General features: G+C 59.8%; 15 protein-coding genes and 3 pseudogenes. 11 read left to right on the plus strand and 7 right to left on the minus strand.

The window, feature by feature from the left end; translation table 11 throughout:
• Window positions 1–67: 67 nt before the first annotated feature.
• Window positions 68–523: a pyridoxamine 5'-phosphate oxidase family protein gene (locus tag MF410_RS04285; protein WP_097628294.1), complete on the plus strand. Its 456-nt coding sequence runs from the start codon at window positions 68–70 to the stop codon at window positions 521–523.
• Between the two features lie 44 nt (window positions 524–567).
• Window positions 568–939, plus strand: a complete 372-nt coding sequence (locus MF410_RS04290) for a hypothetical protein (protein WP_097628295.1) — start codon at window positions 568–570, stop codon at window positions 937–939.
• Between the two features lie 33 nt (window positions 940–972).
• Here the strand turns inward: MF410_RS04290 and MF410_RS04295 are convergent, their stop codons facing one another.
• From MF410_RS04295 to MF410_RS04320, 7 genes and pseudogenes are all read right to left on the minus strand, one after another.
• Entirely contained in the window at window positions 973–1,329 is a 357-nt protein-coding gene (locus MF410_RS04295) for a hypothetical protein (RefSeq protein ID WP_239620452.1), read from the minus strand.
• An 88-nt stretch (window positions 1,330–1,417) separates the two neighbouring features.
• A pseudogene (locus MF410_RS04300) lies at window positions 1,418–1,861 on the minus strand (hypothetical protein); the annotation flags it as partial.
• A pseudogene (locus MF410_RS04305) lies at window positions 1,755–2,204 on the minus strand (DUF1775 domain-containing protein). The pseudogenes MF410_RS04300 and MF410_RS04305, both read right to left, overlap by 107 nt.
• 128 nt (window positions 2,205–2,332) lie before the next feature.
• Window positions 2,333–2,776 carry a pseudoazurin gene (locus tag MF410_RS04310; protein ID WP_097628297.1) on the minus strand — a complete coding sequence of 148 codons (444 nt, stop codon included), beginning with the start codon at window positions 2,774–2,776 and terminating at the stop codon, window positions 2,333–2,335.
• 497 nt (window positions 2,777–3,273) lie between these two features.
• Entirely contained in the window at window positions 3,274–3,621 is a 348-nt protein-coding gene (locus tag MF410_RS36750; RefSeq protein ID WP_345774728.1) for a response regulator, read from the minus strand.
• 129 nt (window positions 3,622–3,750) lie between these two features.
• Window positions 3,751–5,199 (minus strand): PAS domain S-box protein, encoded by a 1,449-nt coding sequence (locus MF410_RS04315; RefSeq protein WP_345774729.1) that lies wholly within the window; start codon window positions 5,197–5,199, stop codon window positions 3,751–3,753.
• 18 nt (window positions 5,200–5,217) lie between these two features.
• Window positions 5,218–5,949, minus strand: a complete 732-nt coding sequence (locus MF410_RS04320) for a helix-turn-helix domain-containing protein (protein WP_097628299.1) — start codon at window positions 5,947–5,949, stop codon at window positions 5,218–5,220.
• Between the two features lie 237 nt (window positions 5,950–6,186).
• Here MF410_RS04320 and ccoN point away from each other — a divergent pair, with 237 nt between their 5' ends.
• From ccoN to ccoS, 9 genes and pseudogenes are all read left to right on the plus strand, one after another.
• Window positions 6,187–7,809 (plus strand): cytochrome-c oxidase, cbb3-type subunit I, encoded by a 1,623-nt coding sequence (gene ccoN / locus MF410_RS04325; RefSeq protein ID WP_097628300.1) that lies wholly within the window; start codon window positions 6,187–6,189, stop codon window positions 7,807–7,809.
• Window positions 7,810–7,817: 8 nt separating this feature from the next.
• Window positions 7,818–8,552 (plus strand): cytochrome-c oxidase, cbb3-type subunit II, encoded by a 735-nt coding sequence (gene ccoO, locus MF410_RS04330; RefSeq protein ID WP_097628301.1) that lies wholly within the window; start codon window positions 7,818–7,820, stop codon window positions 8,550–8,552.
• Window positions 8,553–8,560: 8 nt separating this feature from the next.
• Window positions 8,561–8,713: a CcoQ/FixQ family Cbb3-type cytochrome c oxidase assembly chaperone gene (locus MF410_RS04335; RefSeq protein WP_003592769.1), complete on the plus strand. Its 153-nt coding sequence runs from the start codon at window positions 8,561–8,563 to the stop codon at window positions 8,711–8,713.
• Window position 8,714: 1 nt separating this feature from the next.
• Window positions 8,715–9,578, plus strand: coding sequence for a cytochrome-c oxidase, cbb3-type subunit III (gene ccoP / locus MF410_RS04340; RefSeq protein ID WP_097628302.1), 864 nt, complete (start codon window positions 8,715–8,717; stop codon window positions 9,576–9,578).
• 11 nt (window positions 9,579–9,589) lie between these two features.
• Window positions 9,590–9,775, plus strand: a complete 186-nt coding sequence (locus MF410_RS04345) for a hypothetical protein (protein ID WP_097628303.1) — start codon at window positions 9,590–9,592, stop codon at window positions 9,773–9,775.
• Window positions 9,776–10,024: 249 nt separating this feature from the next.
• Window positions 10,025–11,595, plus strand: a pseudogene (ccoG, locus tag MF410_RS04350) (cytochrome c oxidase accessory protein CcoG).
• Window positions 11,592–12,077, plus strand: coding sequence for a FixH family protein (locus tag MF410_RS04355; protein WP_003592778.1), 486 nt, complete (start codon window positions 11,592–11,594; stop codon window positions 12,075–12,077). Before ccoG ends, MF410_RS04355 begins: the two are co-directional and overlap by 4 nt.
• Window positions 12,074–14,362 carry a cation-translocating P-type ATPase gene (locus tag MF410_RS04360; RefSeq protein ID WP_097628305.1) on the plus strand — a complete coding sequence of 763 codons (2,289 nt, stop codon included), beginning with the start codon at window positions 12,074–12,076 and terminating at the stop codon, window positions 14,360–14,362. The genes MF410_RS04355 and MF410_RS04360 overlap by 4 nt, the downstream gene beginning before the upstream one ends.
• A complete protein-coding gene (ccoS, locus tag MF410_RS04365) occupies window positions 14,359–14,517 on the plus strand; it encodes a cbb3-type cytochrome oxidase assembly protein CcoS (protein ID WP_003592781.1) in 159 nt (52 codons plus the stop codon). The genes MF410_RS04360 and ccoS overlap by 4 nt, the downstream gene beginning before the upstream one ends.
• Window positions 14,518–14,525 lie beyond the last annotated feature (8 nt).

Below are 14,525 nucleotides of genomic sequence, written 5' to 3' on the forward strand. Positions count from 1 at the left end.
GATCAAAGACGCGACGCCACCGGAGCGTTAGCATCCCTCCCGTGACCATAATGAGGAGGATCCTTTCATGGCATTTGCGCTACGGGAGTTGAGCCACGCGGAATGCTACGAAATCCTTGAACACGCGCGCTTCGGACACCTGGCGTGCTGCAGGGATGGCCAGCCTTATATTGCGGCAATCTACTTCGCCTTTGCGGGAAACGTGGCCTACAGTTTTTCGATGCCAGGCAGGACGCTTGACTGGATGCGGGCGAACGACAAAGTGTGTCTGCACGTCGAGCGTCTGGCGAGCGGGGGCGGATGGACAAGCGTCGTCATCGAGGGCCAATTCGAAGAGTTTCCAGACGATAGTTTCAGGCATGACGAAAGAGTTCATGCCTGGTCGCTGCTGAGGCAGCATTCCGACTGGTGGGAAATGGGGTCTCTAAAGCTCGCCGAACTGCCAGTGCTCTCGGCGCCACCGCACGTCTTCTACGGGATTTCAGTGAGATCGCTGTCGGGCCGTAGCGGAATAAAAGATTAACGTTCCAAGGCTTACCGAAATTCCCTCAAACCAGGAGGTTCCCCGTGATCTTAGAGCATTTCGGAAATTCGTCGTTCGATCCCCCCTCGGGAAATGAGAGCTTCGCAAAGCTATGCACTCAACTCCAACTCGAGTCGATTGCCGCAGCGCTGCGTTGTCAATCCGAAGCGATGATGTTCGCGACCTGCTGGGGCAAGTCGTGGATGAGCTTTCTTGGAGATCTGGCTAAAAGCGTCGATCATAACGATGCTCTCGAGGTGACGTCGGACTACGTTCAAAATACGATTGGTGAAGTCGCTGAGGAGGCGGCGACGCTTGCGGTGATCGGGTCGCGTTTCGGCTCGCGCATGGCTGAGGCGATGCAAGGATTCGCCAAAGATCATTCGGAGAAGTTGGCGGTCAGAGCACTCAGCTAGAGAATGTTTGTCCGAAACGAAGTCTCGGCAGGCTCACCGATAGGCTGGAACCACGGCAAGGATTTTGCCCGAGGTATCCGTAATCTCGCAACGGCGGCTTTGCTTTCGCCTGCTGGATGTCTTCAGCCATGAGGCATCGCTTCGCCCGTAGAGAGCGGCCGTAACGCCGGCTAGTCTCAGATCGCCGCCAATTTCGTCGAGCCCCTGAAGGTAGATGTTTGTGGAGAACAGCAGGACGCCGAGGAAGGCAGCGAGATCTTGTCGCGACGGGGAGGGGTTCCCAATGCCGAACCATCGGTCGAACAATGCTCTCCCGACGACCACAGCAAGAAAGATGATGGATGAGGCGTGCACGACCCAGATCGCGATCGCCAGAGGCGAAACGGACACCTTCGGTGGACGTGGCCGTCGGGGTACCGACGTGGAACACGACGGATCCTCCGATCGGATGACCGTCCTCCGACGCCACCCGGTAGCTTACGATCGTAGTGCCGCGAGAGATCGAGCCCGGCAGATTCAATAGGACCACCGAGCCGGCGATATCTCCTTGCAGATCTATCCGGTCGCCCGAAGCGTCGGTGGCACTCGCGCTGACGAGTCTGACCACCTCGTTGAAATGAAATCGACCCGGCTGGGCGACCGATCCAGAATTTCGTTGTTGGCAGGGGAGGAACTCCTCAAAACGGCGTGAGCTTGCGCGCTCGCCAGCAGGAGGCCGCCGAGTGCCGCCAGGACGAGCAGCAGGGCTGCTGCTCGGACAGAAAGGATGAACGTCGCCCAATTCGGAATCCTTGACCACATGAGCGACAATCCGATCACGAACGCGGCTGCTCGACGACGTCGAAGTACGGCGCGGGGGTCTCGTAGTCGTCGGTATTCTTCCCTGCCGCTGGAATTTCGATCCAGCGCTCCACGGCGCCATCGGTGCATTCCTGGACAACCGGCAAGTAGATGCGGGTTCCGAGCGGCAGCTCCTTGGCCACGGTTGCCCGGAAAACGAACTCGTCATATTCGTCGTCCGCGAGACTCCCGCCACTCCAGACGATTTCGCTGACGCCTTCCTTCACCGGCTTTCCGTAGAGGTCGTAGCTCTTCTTGTAAGCGGCGTGGACTTTTTCGATGGTTTAGCCGGACTTCGGCATGGGCTTCGCGGAGAGCTGTCCCTCGGGTACCTTTACCCGGATCTTGATGGTTGCCTTGCCCTCGCAACCGTGACCTACCCGGTAGGCCTTTCCGGAGGTTGCCTGGGATTGCTCCAGCGTTATGTGCGCGTTGGCGAAGCTTGCGCCTCAGACAGCAACGATGGCAGCCAGCATGAGATGCTTGATCATTGTCATAGGTCCAGTCGGCGGGTCGACGGCGGTTCTGCCGCCACCCGCTGTTTCAAGCTGCGTTACTGGGTAACCTGCGCGAGATCGGCATCGAGGCGCTTACGCACCGGGTTCGGTACCTTGGCAGTCTTGATGGCGTCGAGGTTCGCCGGCTTCTCACCCACCTGGATGAGCGCGACCATGCCCATGCCGGCATGCGGCGTGCACTTGACGACATATGCACCCGGCTCGTCGAACGTGGCCTGGAACTGCTCGTTGGGCTTGGACTTGAACTCGGTTGCGCCCTCGGGAATGAGACCCTTATACGTTTCAACGTTATGGCTCTTGTCGGTCGGGACGAAAGTGACAGTGTCTCCTGGAGCGACTTTGACGAAGCCCGGCTCGAATACCATTACTCCGTCGGCGCCCTTGTTGAGCAACTGAACTTGGTGATCGGCAGCCATCATCGGCGCCGCCGAGGTAACAAGAACTGCAGCCACAGCGATCAGACCGAATTTCAAACGCATTTTCATGTCTCCTGTTTGCGGGGCCGGATTTGGCCTCGGGGACACTTCTAGGACATGGCAGCGCAGCGCTCTTTGATGCTCGTCAAACCTGGATAAAATCAATTTTTCAAGACTGAGCCCGACTTCGAACGGACAACGTCATCGATCGGATTTGCCTGAAAGAACAGTGCTCCGCCGACGCTTGCTCGGCCTTTTGATTATGGCGTCATTGGGCGCAGCAGCGGAATAGTGCGTCTGACGATCAATCGGAGGCACTTCGACCATTTCGGCAGGGCGAGGGTCGCGGCCTGGCGTCGAGAACGGGCCAGTGTTCTTTGAAGAGGTGACGGGTTCCGTGACTTGTCGGTTGGAGATCGGCACCGGCGAAATTGGATCAAGCAGTCCGGTAATTTCACCAGTCAACGTGAAGCCGCGCTCCCGGCACCGGCTGCCGCATCCGGGTTGCCAAAATGTTACGAAGCATAGGTGTGTCGATCAACAATGGGCAACCGCGCCTATCAGCGCCGATCGAGAAGCTCGCGAATCATGGAAGCCAGTTCTCGCGCGGTATAGGGCTTGCGAAGCCATTGAGCACCGGAAATGACGTCCGTCGTTGCAAGGGCCGGCTCTGAGTAGCCCGACGTGAAGAGAACGGCGATGTCCGGCCGAAGGGTCCGAGCCTCCCTCGCCACCTCGTCGCCGGTCATGCCGCCGGGCATGACGATGTCGGTGAACAGAAGCGCGATTTCCTCGTTTTTGCGCAGGATTTCGAGTGCTCCACGGCCGTTGTCCGCTTCAAGCACCGCGTATCCCATATCGCCGAGCCGCGCGACAGCTACCCGGCGGACACGAGCGTCGTCCTCCACAACCAGGATCAGCTCGTTTCCTCGAGGAAGCGGGCTCTCCTTTTCTCTGCCTGCAGACCAGATTCCTGTAGCTTGGATCCGGTCACGGCGGGGAGGTAGATCCGTATCGTCGTGCCTCGACCAGCTTCGCTATAGATTTGAAGGTGGCCGCCGGACTGCTTGACGAAGCCATAGACCATGCTCAGCCCGAGTTCCCGTTCCCGATCCTACTTCCTTTGTGGTGAAGAAGGGCTCAATGGCATGCTTCCTCACTTCTTCCGTCATCCCAATTCCCGTGTCGGTCATGGAAATGAGCACGAAATTGCCGCTGCGAACCTCGGGATACATCTTTGCGTAGTCGGCATCGAGGTGCACGCGCGAGATTTCGGTGGTCAGGCTGCCGCCTTTCGGCATGGCGTCGCGCGCGTTGAGAGCGATATTGAGAATTGCGTTCTGAAGCTGCGAGCTGTCAACCACGACGTTCAGATCGGATCCCGCGATCGTCGTAGTGAGCTTGATGTCCTCTCCGAGAGTTCTGCCAAGCAAGTCCGAGAATCCTGTCACAAGCTGGCCGAGGTCGGCATGCTTCGGGTTAAGAGGCTGACGCCGGCCGAAAGCAAGCAACTGGCCTGTAAGCTTAGCGCCGTCGGCTGCCGCGTCCTGGGCCTCCCGGAGGATGTCTCTAAGTTTGCCGGGAGGCAGCTTGTCCTCGATCATCTCCAGATTACCGCTGATCACGGTCAGAAGGTTGTTGAAGTCGTGCGCCAGGCCTCCCGTCAATTGTCCGACGGCTTCCATTTTTTGCGCCTGGCGGAGGTCTTCCTCGATCTTGAAGCGACCTGTCAGATCGCGGACGAAACCCGTAAAGATGCGCTGGCCGTCCGCAGTAGCTTCCCCGACGTGGAGTTCCATTGGGAACTGGGTGCCGTCGGCCCGCTGCCCGGTGACGACACGCCCATAGCCGATAATGCGTTTCTCGCCGGTCTCGAGATAGTGATCGATGTAGCCGTCGTGGGCGTCGCGGTAGGGGTTCGGCATCAGGGTGCTGACATTGCGCCCGCAAATCTGTTCGGACGGCATGCCAAACAGCTTTTCGGCCGCCTTGCTGAACGAAAGCACCGTTCCCTTGTGGTCTATGACCACCATGGCGTCCGGCACGGTGTCCAGAATTGAACTCAGGTGGGCCTCGCGCGATTTGACCGCGTCCTGAGCCTGCTTCAGGGCGCTGACGTCGCTGTTGGTCTGAATGATGGCGAGGTCGCCATCGGGAAGGTTCACAAGCACGCAGCGCGACGCCGTGTGGATCTCATGCCCGCTTTTGTGGCGGTGTACGATTTCGCCCTGCCAGGACCCTCTTTGCTTGAGCTGGTTTCGTATCTCGTCTACCGGCTCCGGAAACCGGGTTGCGAGAAGCTCGTATACTTTTTCGCCGACAGCCTCTTCCCTGGTCCACCCGTACATGTTTTCGCAGCCGATCGACCAATGGGTGATGGTGCCCTCGAACCGATGGATCAGAATGTCCGCGCCGTCCAGCACATGAACCATTACATCAAGCTCCTGATAGGAGGCGGTGCGTGGCGATACGAGACGATGCGGCATGGCTTATCCAGCGTTCGATTAGTGGAGACTGACGCTATGGCAGGTTTTCTCTGAAAAATCATCCGGGTTGCCCGACAGCTCCTGCAGCCGGCGCAGGTTCACGATCCTCAGGTCGTGGCGCCCTTCCGGAAGGAGGACGTTGCGGGACGCAAGCTTGGTGATCGTTCGGGAGACCGTTTCGATGGTCAGGCCGAGGTAGTCCGCGATATCCTGTCGGTTCATGGGAATCCGCAGTAGGCCCTTGTGGACCTCGGCGTTGCGACGGGACACCAGTCTGGCGATGAATGTGCACAACCGCTCTTCGGCATTCTTCTTGGAGAGAAGCACCATCTGGTCATGAGCCGCGACGGTTTCCTTGCAGAGCAGGGAAATATATTCCGGACGCAGCAAGTCGCACCGGCCAACCTCCTCATTGAAGCTTTTGCGCGAAACGCGGCGGATCTTGCAGTCGGTGACGGCTTCGGCCGTGAACAGGAAGTCGCTCTGCAAAAAGGCGCCGATAACGTCGCCTGCGAAGTGGAAAGCGGTAATCACGCGGCGTCCTTCGCCGATGATGCGCTGGAGGCGGACGACGCCCTCCACGACTTGGAAGAGATGCTTCGCAGCGTCGCCTTCCCAGCAGATAGCCTTTCCAGCCGGAACGAGTTCAACCGTCGACATCTGGAATAACGAACCAAGCGAACGCCCGCCGCGCGCAATGTCCGAGGCGGCTTCGACTGGTTGGAAAGCTTGGCGATTCTGCATCAGCATCTTGGTGTCCCCGCGTTTTCGATGCCTGAAATAGACAGCACCCGCGTCACACCGGAATGATTGGCCCGTTGCAAATGGTGAGACTGTGTAACAGCATGTAACTGCGCCATGCCTGGGCGCCAAAGTCCTCGCTCTTTGACCTAGATCAAGGAGGCCGGGCCGCACCCATGACAGTCCTGCCTCAAAGTACGAGAGAGCCGGCCGCGACGCGGTCGTCTGCGCACTGGGGACGACATCATGAACTACACAACGGAAACAGTAGTGGTCGCGGTCGCTGCTTTCCTGGCCCTGCTAGGAGCCGCCTTCGCGCACGATCACCTATTTGCGGTCCATATGGGCATACTATGCGTCTGTCTATGCGCAGGCACCATATTACTGCTGAGGAAGGTCGACTTTTCGCCGGCTGGAAATCAGCCGAAGGCCGATACGTCGGGTTATTTCGACGAGGTCATCCGCTACGGACTGATCGCTACGGTCTTCTGGGGCGTCGTCGGCTTTCTCGTCGGCGTGGTCGTCGCTGCACAGTTGGCGTTCCCGGACCTCAATCTAGCGCCGTATCTCAACTTCGGCCGTCTCCGTCCCGTGCACACCTCGGCCGTCATCTTCGCCTTCGGCGGCAACGCGCTCATCATGACCTCCTTCTACGTCGTCCAGCGGACCTGTCATGCGCGCCTGTTCGGCGGCAGCCTCGCCTGGTTTGTCTTCTGGGGATACCAGCTCTTCATCGTGATGGCGGCGACTGGCTACGTCCTTGGCATCAATCAAGCCCGAGAATATGCGGAACCGGAATGGTACGTCGACGTCTGGCTTACGCTCGTTTGGGTGGCCTACCTAGCCGTCTATCTTGGGACGATCCTAAAGCGTCGGGAACCTCATATCTACGTCGCGAATTGGTTCTATCTTGGCTTCATCGTGACGATTGCGATGCTGCACGTGGTCAACAACCTTGCCGTTCCCGCGTCCTTTCTGGGCTCGAAGAGCTACTCCGTCTTCTCCGGGGTCCAGGACGCTCTGACACAATGGTGGTACGGCCACAACGCCGTCGGCTTTTTCCTCACCGCTGGCTTCCTTGGCATGATGTACTACTTCGTGCCGAAGCAGGCCAACCGACCCGTCTATTCCTATCGGCTGTCGATCATCCACTTCTGGGCATTGATCTTCATGTATATCTGGGCCGGCCCGCATCACCTGCACTACACAGCGCTGCCCGATTGGGCCCAGACTCTCGGCATGGTCTTCTCGGTCATGCTCTGGATGCCGTCCTGGGGCGGCATGATCAATGGCCTCATGACCCTTTCGGGGGCTTGGGACAAAGTGCGCACCGATCCGATCATCCGGATGATGATCATTGCCATCGCCTTCTACGGCATGTCGACCTTCGAGGGTCCGATGATGTCGATAAAGACGGTCAACTCGCTCAGCCACTACACCGAGTGGACGATCGGCCATGTGCATTCGGGAGCCCTTGGCTGGGTCGGCATGATCACCTTCGGGGCGATCTACTATCTGACGCCCAAGCTTTGGGGACGCGAGCGTCTCTACAGCCTGCGAATGGTCAACTGGCACTTCTGGCTCGCCACCCTCGGCATCGTCATTTACGCCGCCGTGCTCTGGGTGGCCGGGATCCAGCAGGGTCTGATGTGGCGCGAGTATAATTCGCAGGGCTTCCTTGTCTACTCGTTCGCGGAGACCGTGGCCGCCATGTTCCCATACTACGTGCTGCGCGTCGTCGGAGGCGGCCTCTATCTGGCCGGTGGGATCGTGATGGCTTGGAACGTCGTCATGACGATCCGCGGCCACCTGCGCGATGAGCTAGCTATTCCGACCGCTTACGTGCCCCAGGCACAGCCTGCCGAGTGAGGTGAAAAATGGCATCGATATTAGACAAGCATAAGATCCTCGAGAAGAACGCCACCCTCCTTCTTGTCGGTTCGCTCCTCGTCGTGAGCATCGGCGGCATCGTCGAAATCGCTCCTCTGTTCTATCTCCAGAACACCATCGAGAAGGTGGAGGGGATGCGTCCCTACACTCCTCTCGAGCTGGCCGGACGAAACATCTACATTCGCGAAGGCTGCTATCTCTGCCACAGCCAGATGATACGGCCGTTCCGAGATGAGGTGGAACGCTACGGCCATTACTCGCTGGCGGCCGAGTCCATGTATGACCACCCGTTCCAGTGGGGTTCCAAGCGCACCGGCCCGGACCTGGCTCGTGTCGGAGGCCGCTATTCGAACGAATGGCACGTCCAACATCTTTCCGATCCGCGGGCGGTTGTGCCTGAATCGATCATGCCAAAATACGCGTTCCTGAAGACGAACGAGATTTCGGTCAAGGACATCGGCATGGACCTCAAGGCCAATGAAGACGTCGGCGTTCCTTACACGGACGACATGCTGGCCAATGCTCAGGCCGACATGAAGACGCAGGCTGATCCGAACGCCGACACCACGGCGCTGCTCGAGCGCTATCCAAAGGCGAAAGTCGGCGACTTCGACGGCGATCCCGCCAGGCTGACCGAAATGGACGCCCTGGTGTCCTACCTGCAGATGCTCGGAACGTTGGTCGATTTCTCGACCTACGACGACGCGACCGGCTACCGATGAGGTGATCCATGGAAACCTATACTGCAATGAGACACTTCGCCGACAGTTGGGGTCTGCTGGCAATGGCCGCCTTCTTCGTGGGCGCCGTCCTCTACACCCTTCGCCCCGGCAGCAAGCAGACGGCCGCCGAAGCCGCCGATATTCCCCTGAAGGATGACTGAGATGTCGGAAAAGCATGTCGATGAAATCAGCGGCGTCGAAACTACGGGCCATGAATGGGACGGGATCCGCGAGCTTAACAATCCGATGCCCAGATGGTGGGTCTGGACGTTCTACGTCTGCATCCTGTGGGCCATCGGCTACGCCTTCGCTTATCCCGCGATCCCCATGATCACTTCTGCCACCAAGGGCTATCTAGGGTTCTCCAGCCGCGCCGAGCTCCAACAGGATGTCGACGTCGCCAAGGCGGGGCAGATGAAGTTTCACGATATGATCGCCACCAGGACGGTGCAGGAGATCGACGCCGATCCAGCCCTGCGCGAGTTCGCGATCGCCGGCGGGGCTTCGGCCTTCAAGGTGAATTGCGCGCCGTGTCATGGCTCGGGAGCCAGCGGCGGGCCGGGGTTTCCCAATTTGAACGACGACGACTGGCTATGGGGAGGCGACCTCGATTCCATCAACACGACGATCGCGCACGGTATTCGCTTCGACGGGGATGCAGACACGCACGTCTCTGAGATGCCGGCCTTCGCCGACATGTTGAGTCCAGATCAGACGAAACAGGTCGCGGCCTATGTCTGGGGCCTGACTAACACGCCCTCTAACCCAGCGGCTGCGGAAGCTGGCAAGCAGATATTCCTCGACAATTGCGCGGCGTGCCACGCCGAGAACGCCAAAGGCAAGGTTGACATGGGTGCTCCTGACCTTGCCGACGCGATCTGGCTCAAGGGACGAGGGGAGGACGCGATCGCCCGCCAGGTCACGGCGCCCAAGCATGGAGTGATGCCGTCGTGGGCTGCCCGTTTGGGCGACAGCACCGTGAAGGAACTGACTGTGTTCGTCCACTCTCTTGGCGGCGGGACCTGAAGGATACCAACATGACGACACACGACCATAATCCCTTGCTCGCTCTTTACGGCGTACCGCGCGCAGTCGTCCACTCGCGCGTTTCCGTACGCGCCAAGCCAATCGCGGCAGAGTCCGAACAGACGGACGCTGAAAAGATCGGGAATTCGATGGTAAGTTTGATCGGGCTCAAAGATCAGAAGCCGACAAGCAGGTAGACAACCTTCCCAGGACGTTCCCCGCAGTTCCTCCAGGCCACGCCTTTTCGTTCCGAGGCGTGGCCATCATTTAGGCCCGTCAAGGTGAGCCGACGCCAGCTTGCCGCCACAACGAAGGGCACCAACCCCTTGGGGCCGCGCTTCCTGTCCGGAGCGTGGCCCATTTTTTTCAGTTGTCATTCTTGACCTGGATCAAGGACGGGCTCTCGCAGAGCTGAGAAGAAGGCGGTGAAAATCGGACAGAGCGCGATGAATATCTACACAGCACCAGATCCCAGCCCGGTCGAACGGATAGACGCGGAACCCGTGAACGCCCGCGGCAAACGTGAACCACTTTATGCTGCCCGAAAGAAGGTATTTCCCAAGCGCGCCGAAGGGCGCTTTCGGCGTTTCAAGTGGATCGTGATGATGATCACACTTGGGATCTACTACCTGGCTCCTTGGATTCGCTGGGATCGAGGACCCTACGCGCCGGATCAGGCTATTCTGGTGGACCTGGCGTCACGGCGCTTTTTCTTCTTCTTCATCGAGATCTGGCCGCAGGAATTCTATTACGTAGCGGGCCTGCTTGTCATGGCAGGGTTCGGTCTCTTTCTCGTCACATCTGCCGTCGGGCGGGCGTGGTGCGGATATGCTTGCCCGCAAACCGTCTGGGTCGATCTGTTCCTTGTCGTCGAGCGGGCGATCGAGGGGGACCGCAACGCCCGCATGAAGCTTGATGCCGGGCCGTGGACTTTCGACAAGGCAAGAAAAAGGGTCATCAAGCACGCAATCTGGCTGATGATCGGCGTCGCGACAGGGGGGCTTGGATCTTCTATTTCGCCGACGCGCCGACGCTTGTCGTCTCGCTTTTCACAGCGAAGGCACCTGTCGTGGCCTACGCGACCGTCGCTACTCTCACTGCGACCACCTACGTCCTCGGCGGGCTGATGCGCGAACAGGTCTGTACGTACATGTGCCCGTGGCCGCGAATCCAAGGCGCGATGCTCGATGAAAATTCTCTTGTCGTTACATACAACGATTGGCGCGGTGAGGCCCGCTCACGCCACTCCAAGAAGATCTTGGCTGCCGGTCAATCGGTCGGCGATTGTGTCGATTGCAACGCCTGCGTGGCCGTCTGCCCCATGGGTATCGACATCCGCGACGGACAGCAGATGGAATGTATTACCTGCGCCTTGTGCATCGACGCCTGCGATGGCGTCATGGACAAGCTGGGAAAGCCGCGTGGCCTCATAGCGTATGCGACGCTCAGCGAATACGCGGCCAACATGGCCATTGCGACGGACGACGGAAGAACGCCGGTCCAGCCCTCGAAGGTGCGGAATGCCGACGGCTCGTTCGTCGAGGCCATCCGGCATTTCGACTGGCGCATCATATTCCGTCCACGCGTGCTGTTTTATGCAGTCACCTGGCTTTTGATCGGCGTCGCCATGGTGGTCCATCTCGCAATGCGCGAGCGACTGGAGCTCAACGTGGTTCACGATCGAAACCCGCAATACGTTTTGGAAAGCGACGGCTCCATCCGCAACGGCTACACACTGCGAATACTGAATATGGTTCCCGCTCCACGCAGGATCGAGCTCAGCCTTTTAGGCCTCGACGACGGCGCCAGCATGCGCATTCCTGAACTAGCCAAGCAGGGCGCGCGGACCTTTATCATCGAAGCTGCGCCGGACGTCGCGACAACAGTCAAGGTCTTCGTGACGAGCAAACAGTCGACCGCCGCGATCAGCGAGTTCCTTTTTGCCATCGAGGACGCCGGACATTCCGATAGAGCGACCTATCGCGCCGCATTCAACACACCGGGAGACGCCAAATGACTACCTCCACCCAAGGATTCACAGGGCGGCACATGCTGCTTGCCACATGCTCGTTCTTCGCGGTGGTGATCGGCGTCAACGTGACCATGGCCTGGTTCGCCTCGTCGAGCTGGAGCGGTCTCGTCGTCGAGAACACTTATGTCGCTAGCCAGGAGTTCAACGCCAAAGCAGCGGCGATGAAGGCGATGGCGGCGTCTGGTATCATCGGAAAACTGTCGCTGGCCGGCGGCCGCATCCACTACGACATCCGCAATCGCGACGGCTCTCCCACGCTCGTCGATGAGGTGGCCGCAAATTTCAAACGCCCTGTGGGCGATCACGAGGATTTCCACGTCGCATTCACGAAAATCGGCGAAGGACAGTTTGAGTCCCAGCACCGTGTCGCCTCGGGTGACTGGATCGTCGAGGTCGTTTCGCGAAAAGAAGGCAGGGTCGTGATGCACGAGGCCTCCCGCCTCGATACCGCGGGGTTTGGCGAATGACGTGCTGCATGATGAACGCGGATGGAGTTCTCGCGATGAGCACCACATCAGTCAGCGCCGAGGAAATCGCGCTCGCAGCCCATTCTTTGGGCGAGGGACTACGGCAGCTCGATCTGAGCGTCCCCGATGCCCACTGCGGGAGCTGCATATCGGCATTGGAGAAGGCCCTTTCGGCGCTCCCCTACGTTCGGAAGGCCAGGGTGAACCTCACATCGCGGCGCGTAACCTGCGTGTACGCCGAAAAAACTGAAGATGGTGCTGCCGACCCGACTGGAATCATCGCCGCGATCAACGGCGCTGGATACCGCGCCCATCTCTTCACACCATTTGCCGCGGAGAACGACAAGACAAGGAACCAGCTTCTCCTCGCCGTCGGAGTATCCGGCTTTGCGGCCGCCAACATCATGCTTCTGTCCGTCTCGGTCTGGTCCGGCGCCGACGCTGCTACAAGGGATCTGTTCCATTGGATCTCGGCGATGATCGCAGCACCCGCGCTGGTCTACGCGGGGCGGTTCTTTTTCCGGTCGGCATGGAACGCGTTGAAGCATGGTCGCACGAACATGGACGTGCCGATTTCTTTGGCCGTGAGCCTTTCTTACGCGGTTTCGCTTTGGGAGACCGCCCATCATGGGGAACACGCATGGTTCGACGCGACCGTGTCCCTGTTGTTCTTCCTTCTTATCGGCAGGACGCTGGATCATGTGATGCGCGAAAAGGCCCGCGCTGCCATCAATGGGCTCGCCCGACTTGCGCCGCGTGGGGCACTGCTCCTGGCGCCCAATGGATCGCGCCGTTACGTTCCGCTTGATGAAATCGTCGTGGGAGATGAGATCGCCGTCGCGGTCGGCGAACGGATTCCGGTGGACGGAATGGTCGTCGTCGGCGAAAGCGATCTCGATCTTGCGATCGTTACCGGCGAAAGCACTCCGGTCGCCGTCGCCAGCGGCGTCGCGGTCAGCTCAGGTGCCATGAACCTCACTGGCTCGCTTGTCGTCCGCGCCACCAAGCTCTCCAAGGACTCTCTCTTGGCCGAAATCATCAGCCTCATGGAGGCTGCCGAGGGCGGGAGGGCACGCTACCGGCGCATCGCCGATCGCGCTGCCGCACTGTACTCCCCGGCGGTCCACCTTCTCGCTCTTGTCTCGTTTCTTGCTTGGGGGCTCATTGGCGGAGACTGGAAGCATGCGATGCTGGTCGCAGTCGCCGTGCTTATCATTACATGCCCATGCGCCCTCGGACTTGCGGTTCCCGTCGTCCAGGTCGTGGCGGCTGGCGAGCTTTTCCGCAGGGGGATCATGGTGAAAGACGGCTCCGCGCTCGAAAGACTTGCGGAGGTCGACACGGTCGCCTTCGACAAGACGGGCACTCTGACCATGGGCAGCCCAAGGCTGGTCCGGGTCGAAGCCGCCGACGAGGCGGATCTCGCGAAAGCGGCTGGACTGGCCGTCCACTCGAGGCATCCGCTGTCGCAAGCCCTGGCCAGAAGCGTCGGGCACGCTGGAACGCCATTCGAGCGCGTCAACGAAATCCCCGGCGGCGGGCTCGAAGCCGCGCGCGGCAGCGAGATCTACCGGCTGGGCAACGAGGCGTTTGCATGTGGCGCAATTCTACCGGGGTCGACGGTCGACAGCCCGCTCTCCGAAGTCGTGCTTTCCCACAACGGCGCAATGCTCGCGCGGTTCTTCTTCGAGGATGCGCTTCGCCAGGGTGCGCAAGACGCGATCAAGGAACTCGGGTCAACCAGGTTTGAAACGTTGATCATCTCAGGCGATCGCCAAAGCGTGGTCGACAACGTCGCACAGGTGCTCGGCATCAGCCGGGCGATGGGGGCGCTGACGCCACGGCAAAAGGTCGGCGAGTGTCAAAAACTGGGCGAATCCGGCCACCGCGTCCTGATGGTAGGCGACGGCATCAATGATGCACCGGCGCTTGCTGCCGCCCATGTGTCCATGGCGCCCGCCACGGCGTCTGACATCGGCCGACAGGCCGCCGATCTTGTGTTCTTCAATGACCGTCTGGATGCGGTCCCTCAAGCGATCGCAGTCGCGAGGCGATCGGCTGCACTGATACGCCAGAATTTTGCGCTAGCGATCGGATACAACGTGCTGGCGGTGCCGGTGGCGATCGCGGGTCTTGCCACGCCGCTGATCGCAGCGGTGGCAATGTCCACGTCATCGATCATCGTGGTGACCAACGCCCTTCGGCTCAACGCTGCCGCCACGCGATCCCGTGCCGGACGTTCGCCGAAACCGGCCGAGAGTGGCGGGGAGGCCAGAATCGCATGAACATGCTGATCTATCTCATCCCGATCGCGCTCTTCATGGGCGGCATAGGGCTTGCGGCATTTCTCTGGTCTCTTGGGAACGGTCAGTACGACGATCTTCAGGGGGCCGCTTGGCGCGTGCTCGCCGACGACGAGTCGGGTCCGCCGAAGTCGTAAGCCGTCAT

Origin of the sequence: Rhizobium sp. C104 (assembly GCF_022354505.1) — a bacterium.
Classification (GTDB): Bacteria; Pseudomonadota; Alphaproteobacteria; order Rhizobiales; family Rhizobiaceae; genus Rhizobium; species Rhizobium redzepovicii.

What these genes read in the sequence shown, in the direction of transcription:
- MF410_RS04285 (WP_097628294.1), top strand. Translation starts at nt 68, where the DNA reads ATGGCATTTGCGCTACGGGAGTTGAGCCACGCGGAATGCTACGAAATC.
- MF410_RS04310 (WP_097628297.1), bottom strand. Translation starts at nt 2,776, where the DNA reads ATGCGTTTGAAATTCGGTCTGATCGCTGTGGCTGCAGTTCTTGTTACC.
- MF410_RS04315 (WP_345774729.1), bottom strand. Translation starts at nt 5,199, where the DNA reads ATGCCGCATCGTCTCGTATCGCCACGCACCGCCTCCTATCAGGAGCTT.
- MF410_RS04320 (WP_097628299.1), bottom strand. Translation starts at nt 5,949, where the DNA reads ATGCTGATGCAGAATCGCCAAGCTTTCCAACCAGTCGAAGCCGCCTCG.
- ccoN (WP_097628300.1), top strand. Translation starts at nt 6,187, where the DNA reads ATGAACTACACAACGGAAACAGTAGTGGTCGCGGTCGCTGCTTTCCTG.
- ccoO (WP_097628301.1), top strand. Translation starts at nt 7,818, where the DNA reads ATGGCATCGATATTAGACAAGCATAAGATCCTCGAGAAGAACGCCACC.
- MF410_RS04335 (WP_003592769.1), top strand. Translation starts at nt 8,561, where the DNA reads ATGGAAACCTATACTGCAATGAGACACTTCGCCGACAGTTGGGGTCTG.
- ccoP (WP_097628302.1), top strand. Translation starts at nt 8,715, where the DNA reads ATGTCGGAAAAGCATGTCGATGAAATCAGCGGCGTCGAAACTACGGGC.
- MF410_RS04345 (WP_097628303.1), top strand. Translation starts at nt 9,590, where the DNA reads ATGACGACACACGACCATAATCCCTTGCTCGCTCTTTACGGCGTACCG.
- MF410_RS04355 (WP_003592778.1), top strand. Translation starts at nt 11,592, where the DNA reads ATGACTACCTCCACCCAAGGATTCACAGGGCGGCACATGCTGCTTGCC.
- MF410_RS04360 (WP_097628305.1), top strand. Translation starts at nt 12,074, where the DNA reads ATGACGTGCTGCATGATGAACGCGGATGGAGTTCTCGCGATGAGCACC.
- ccoS (WP_003592781.1), top strand. Translation starts at nt 14,359, where the DNA reads ATGAACATGCTGATCTATCTCATCCCGATCGCGCTCTTCATGGGCGGC.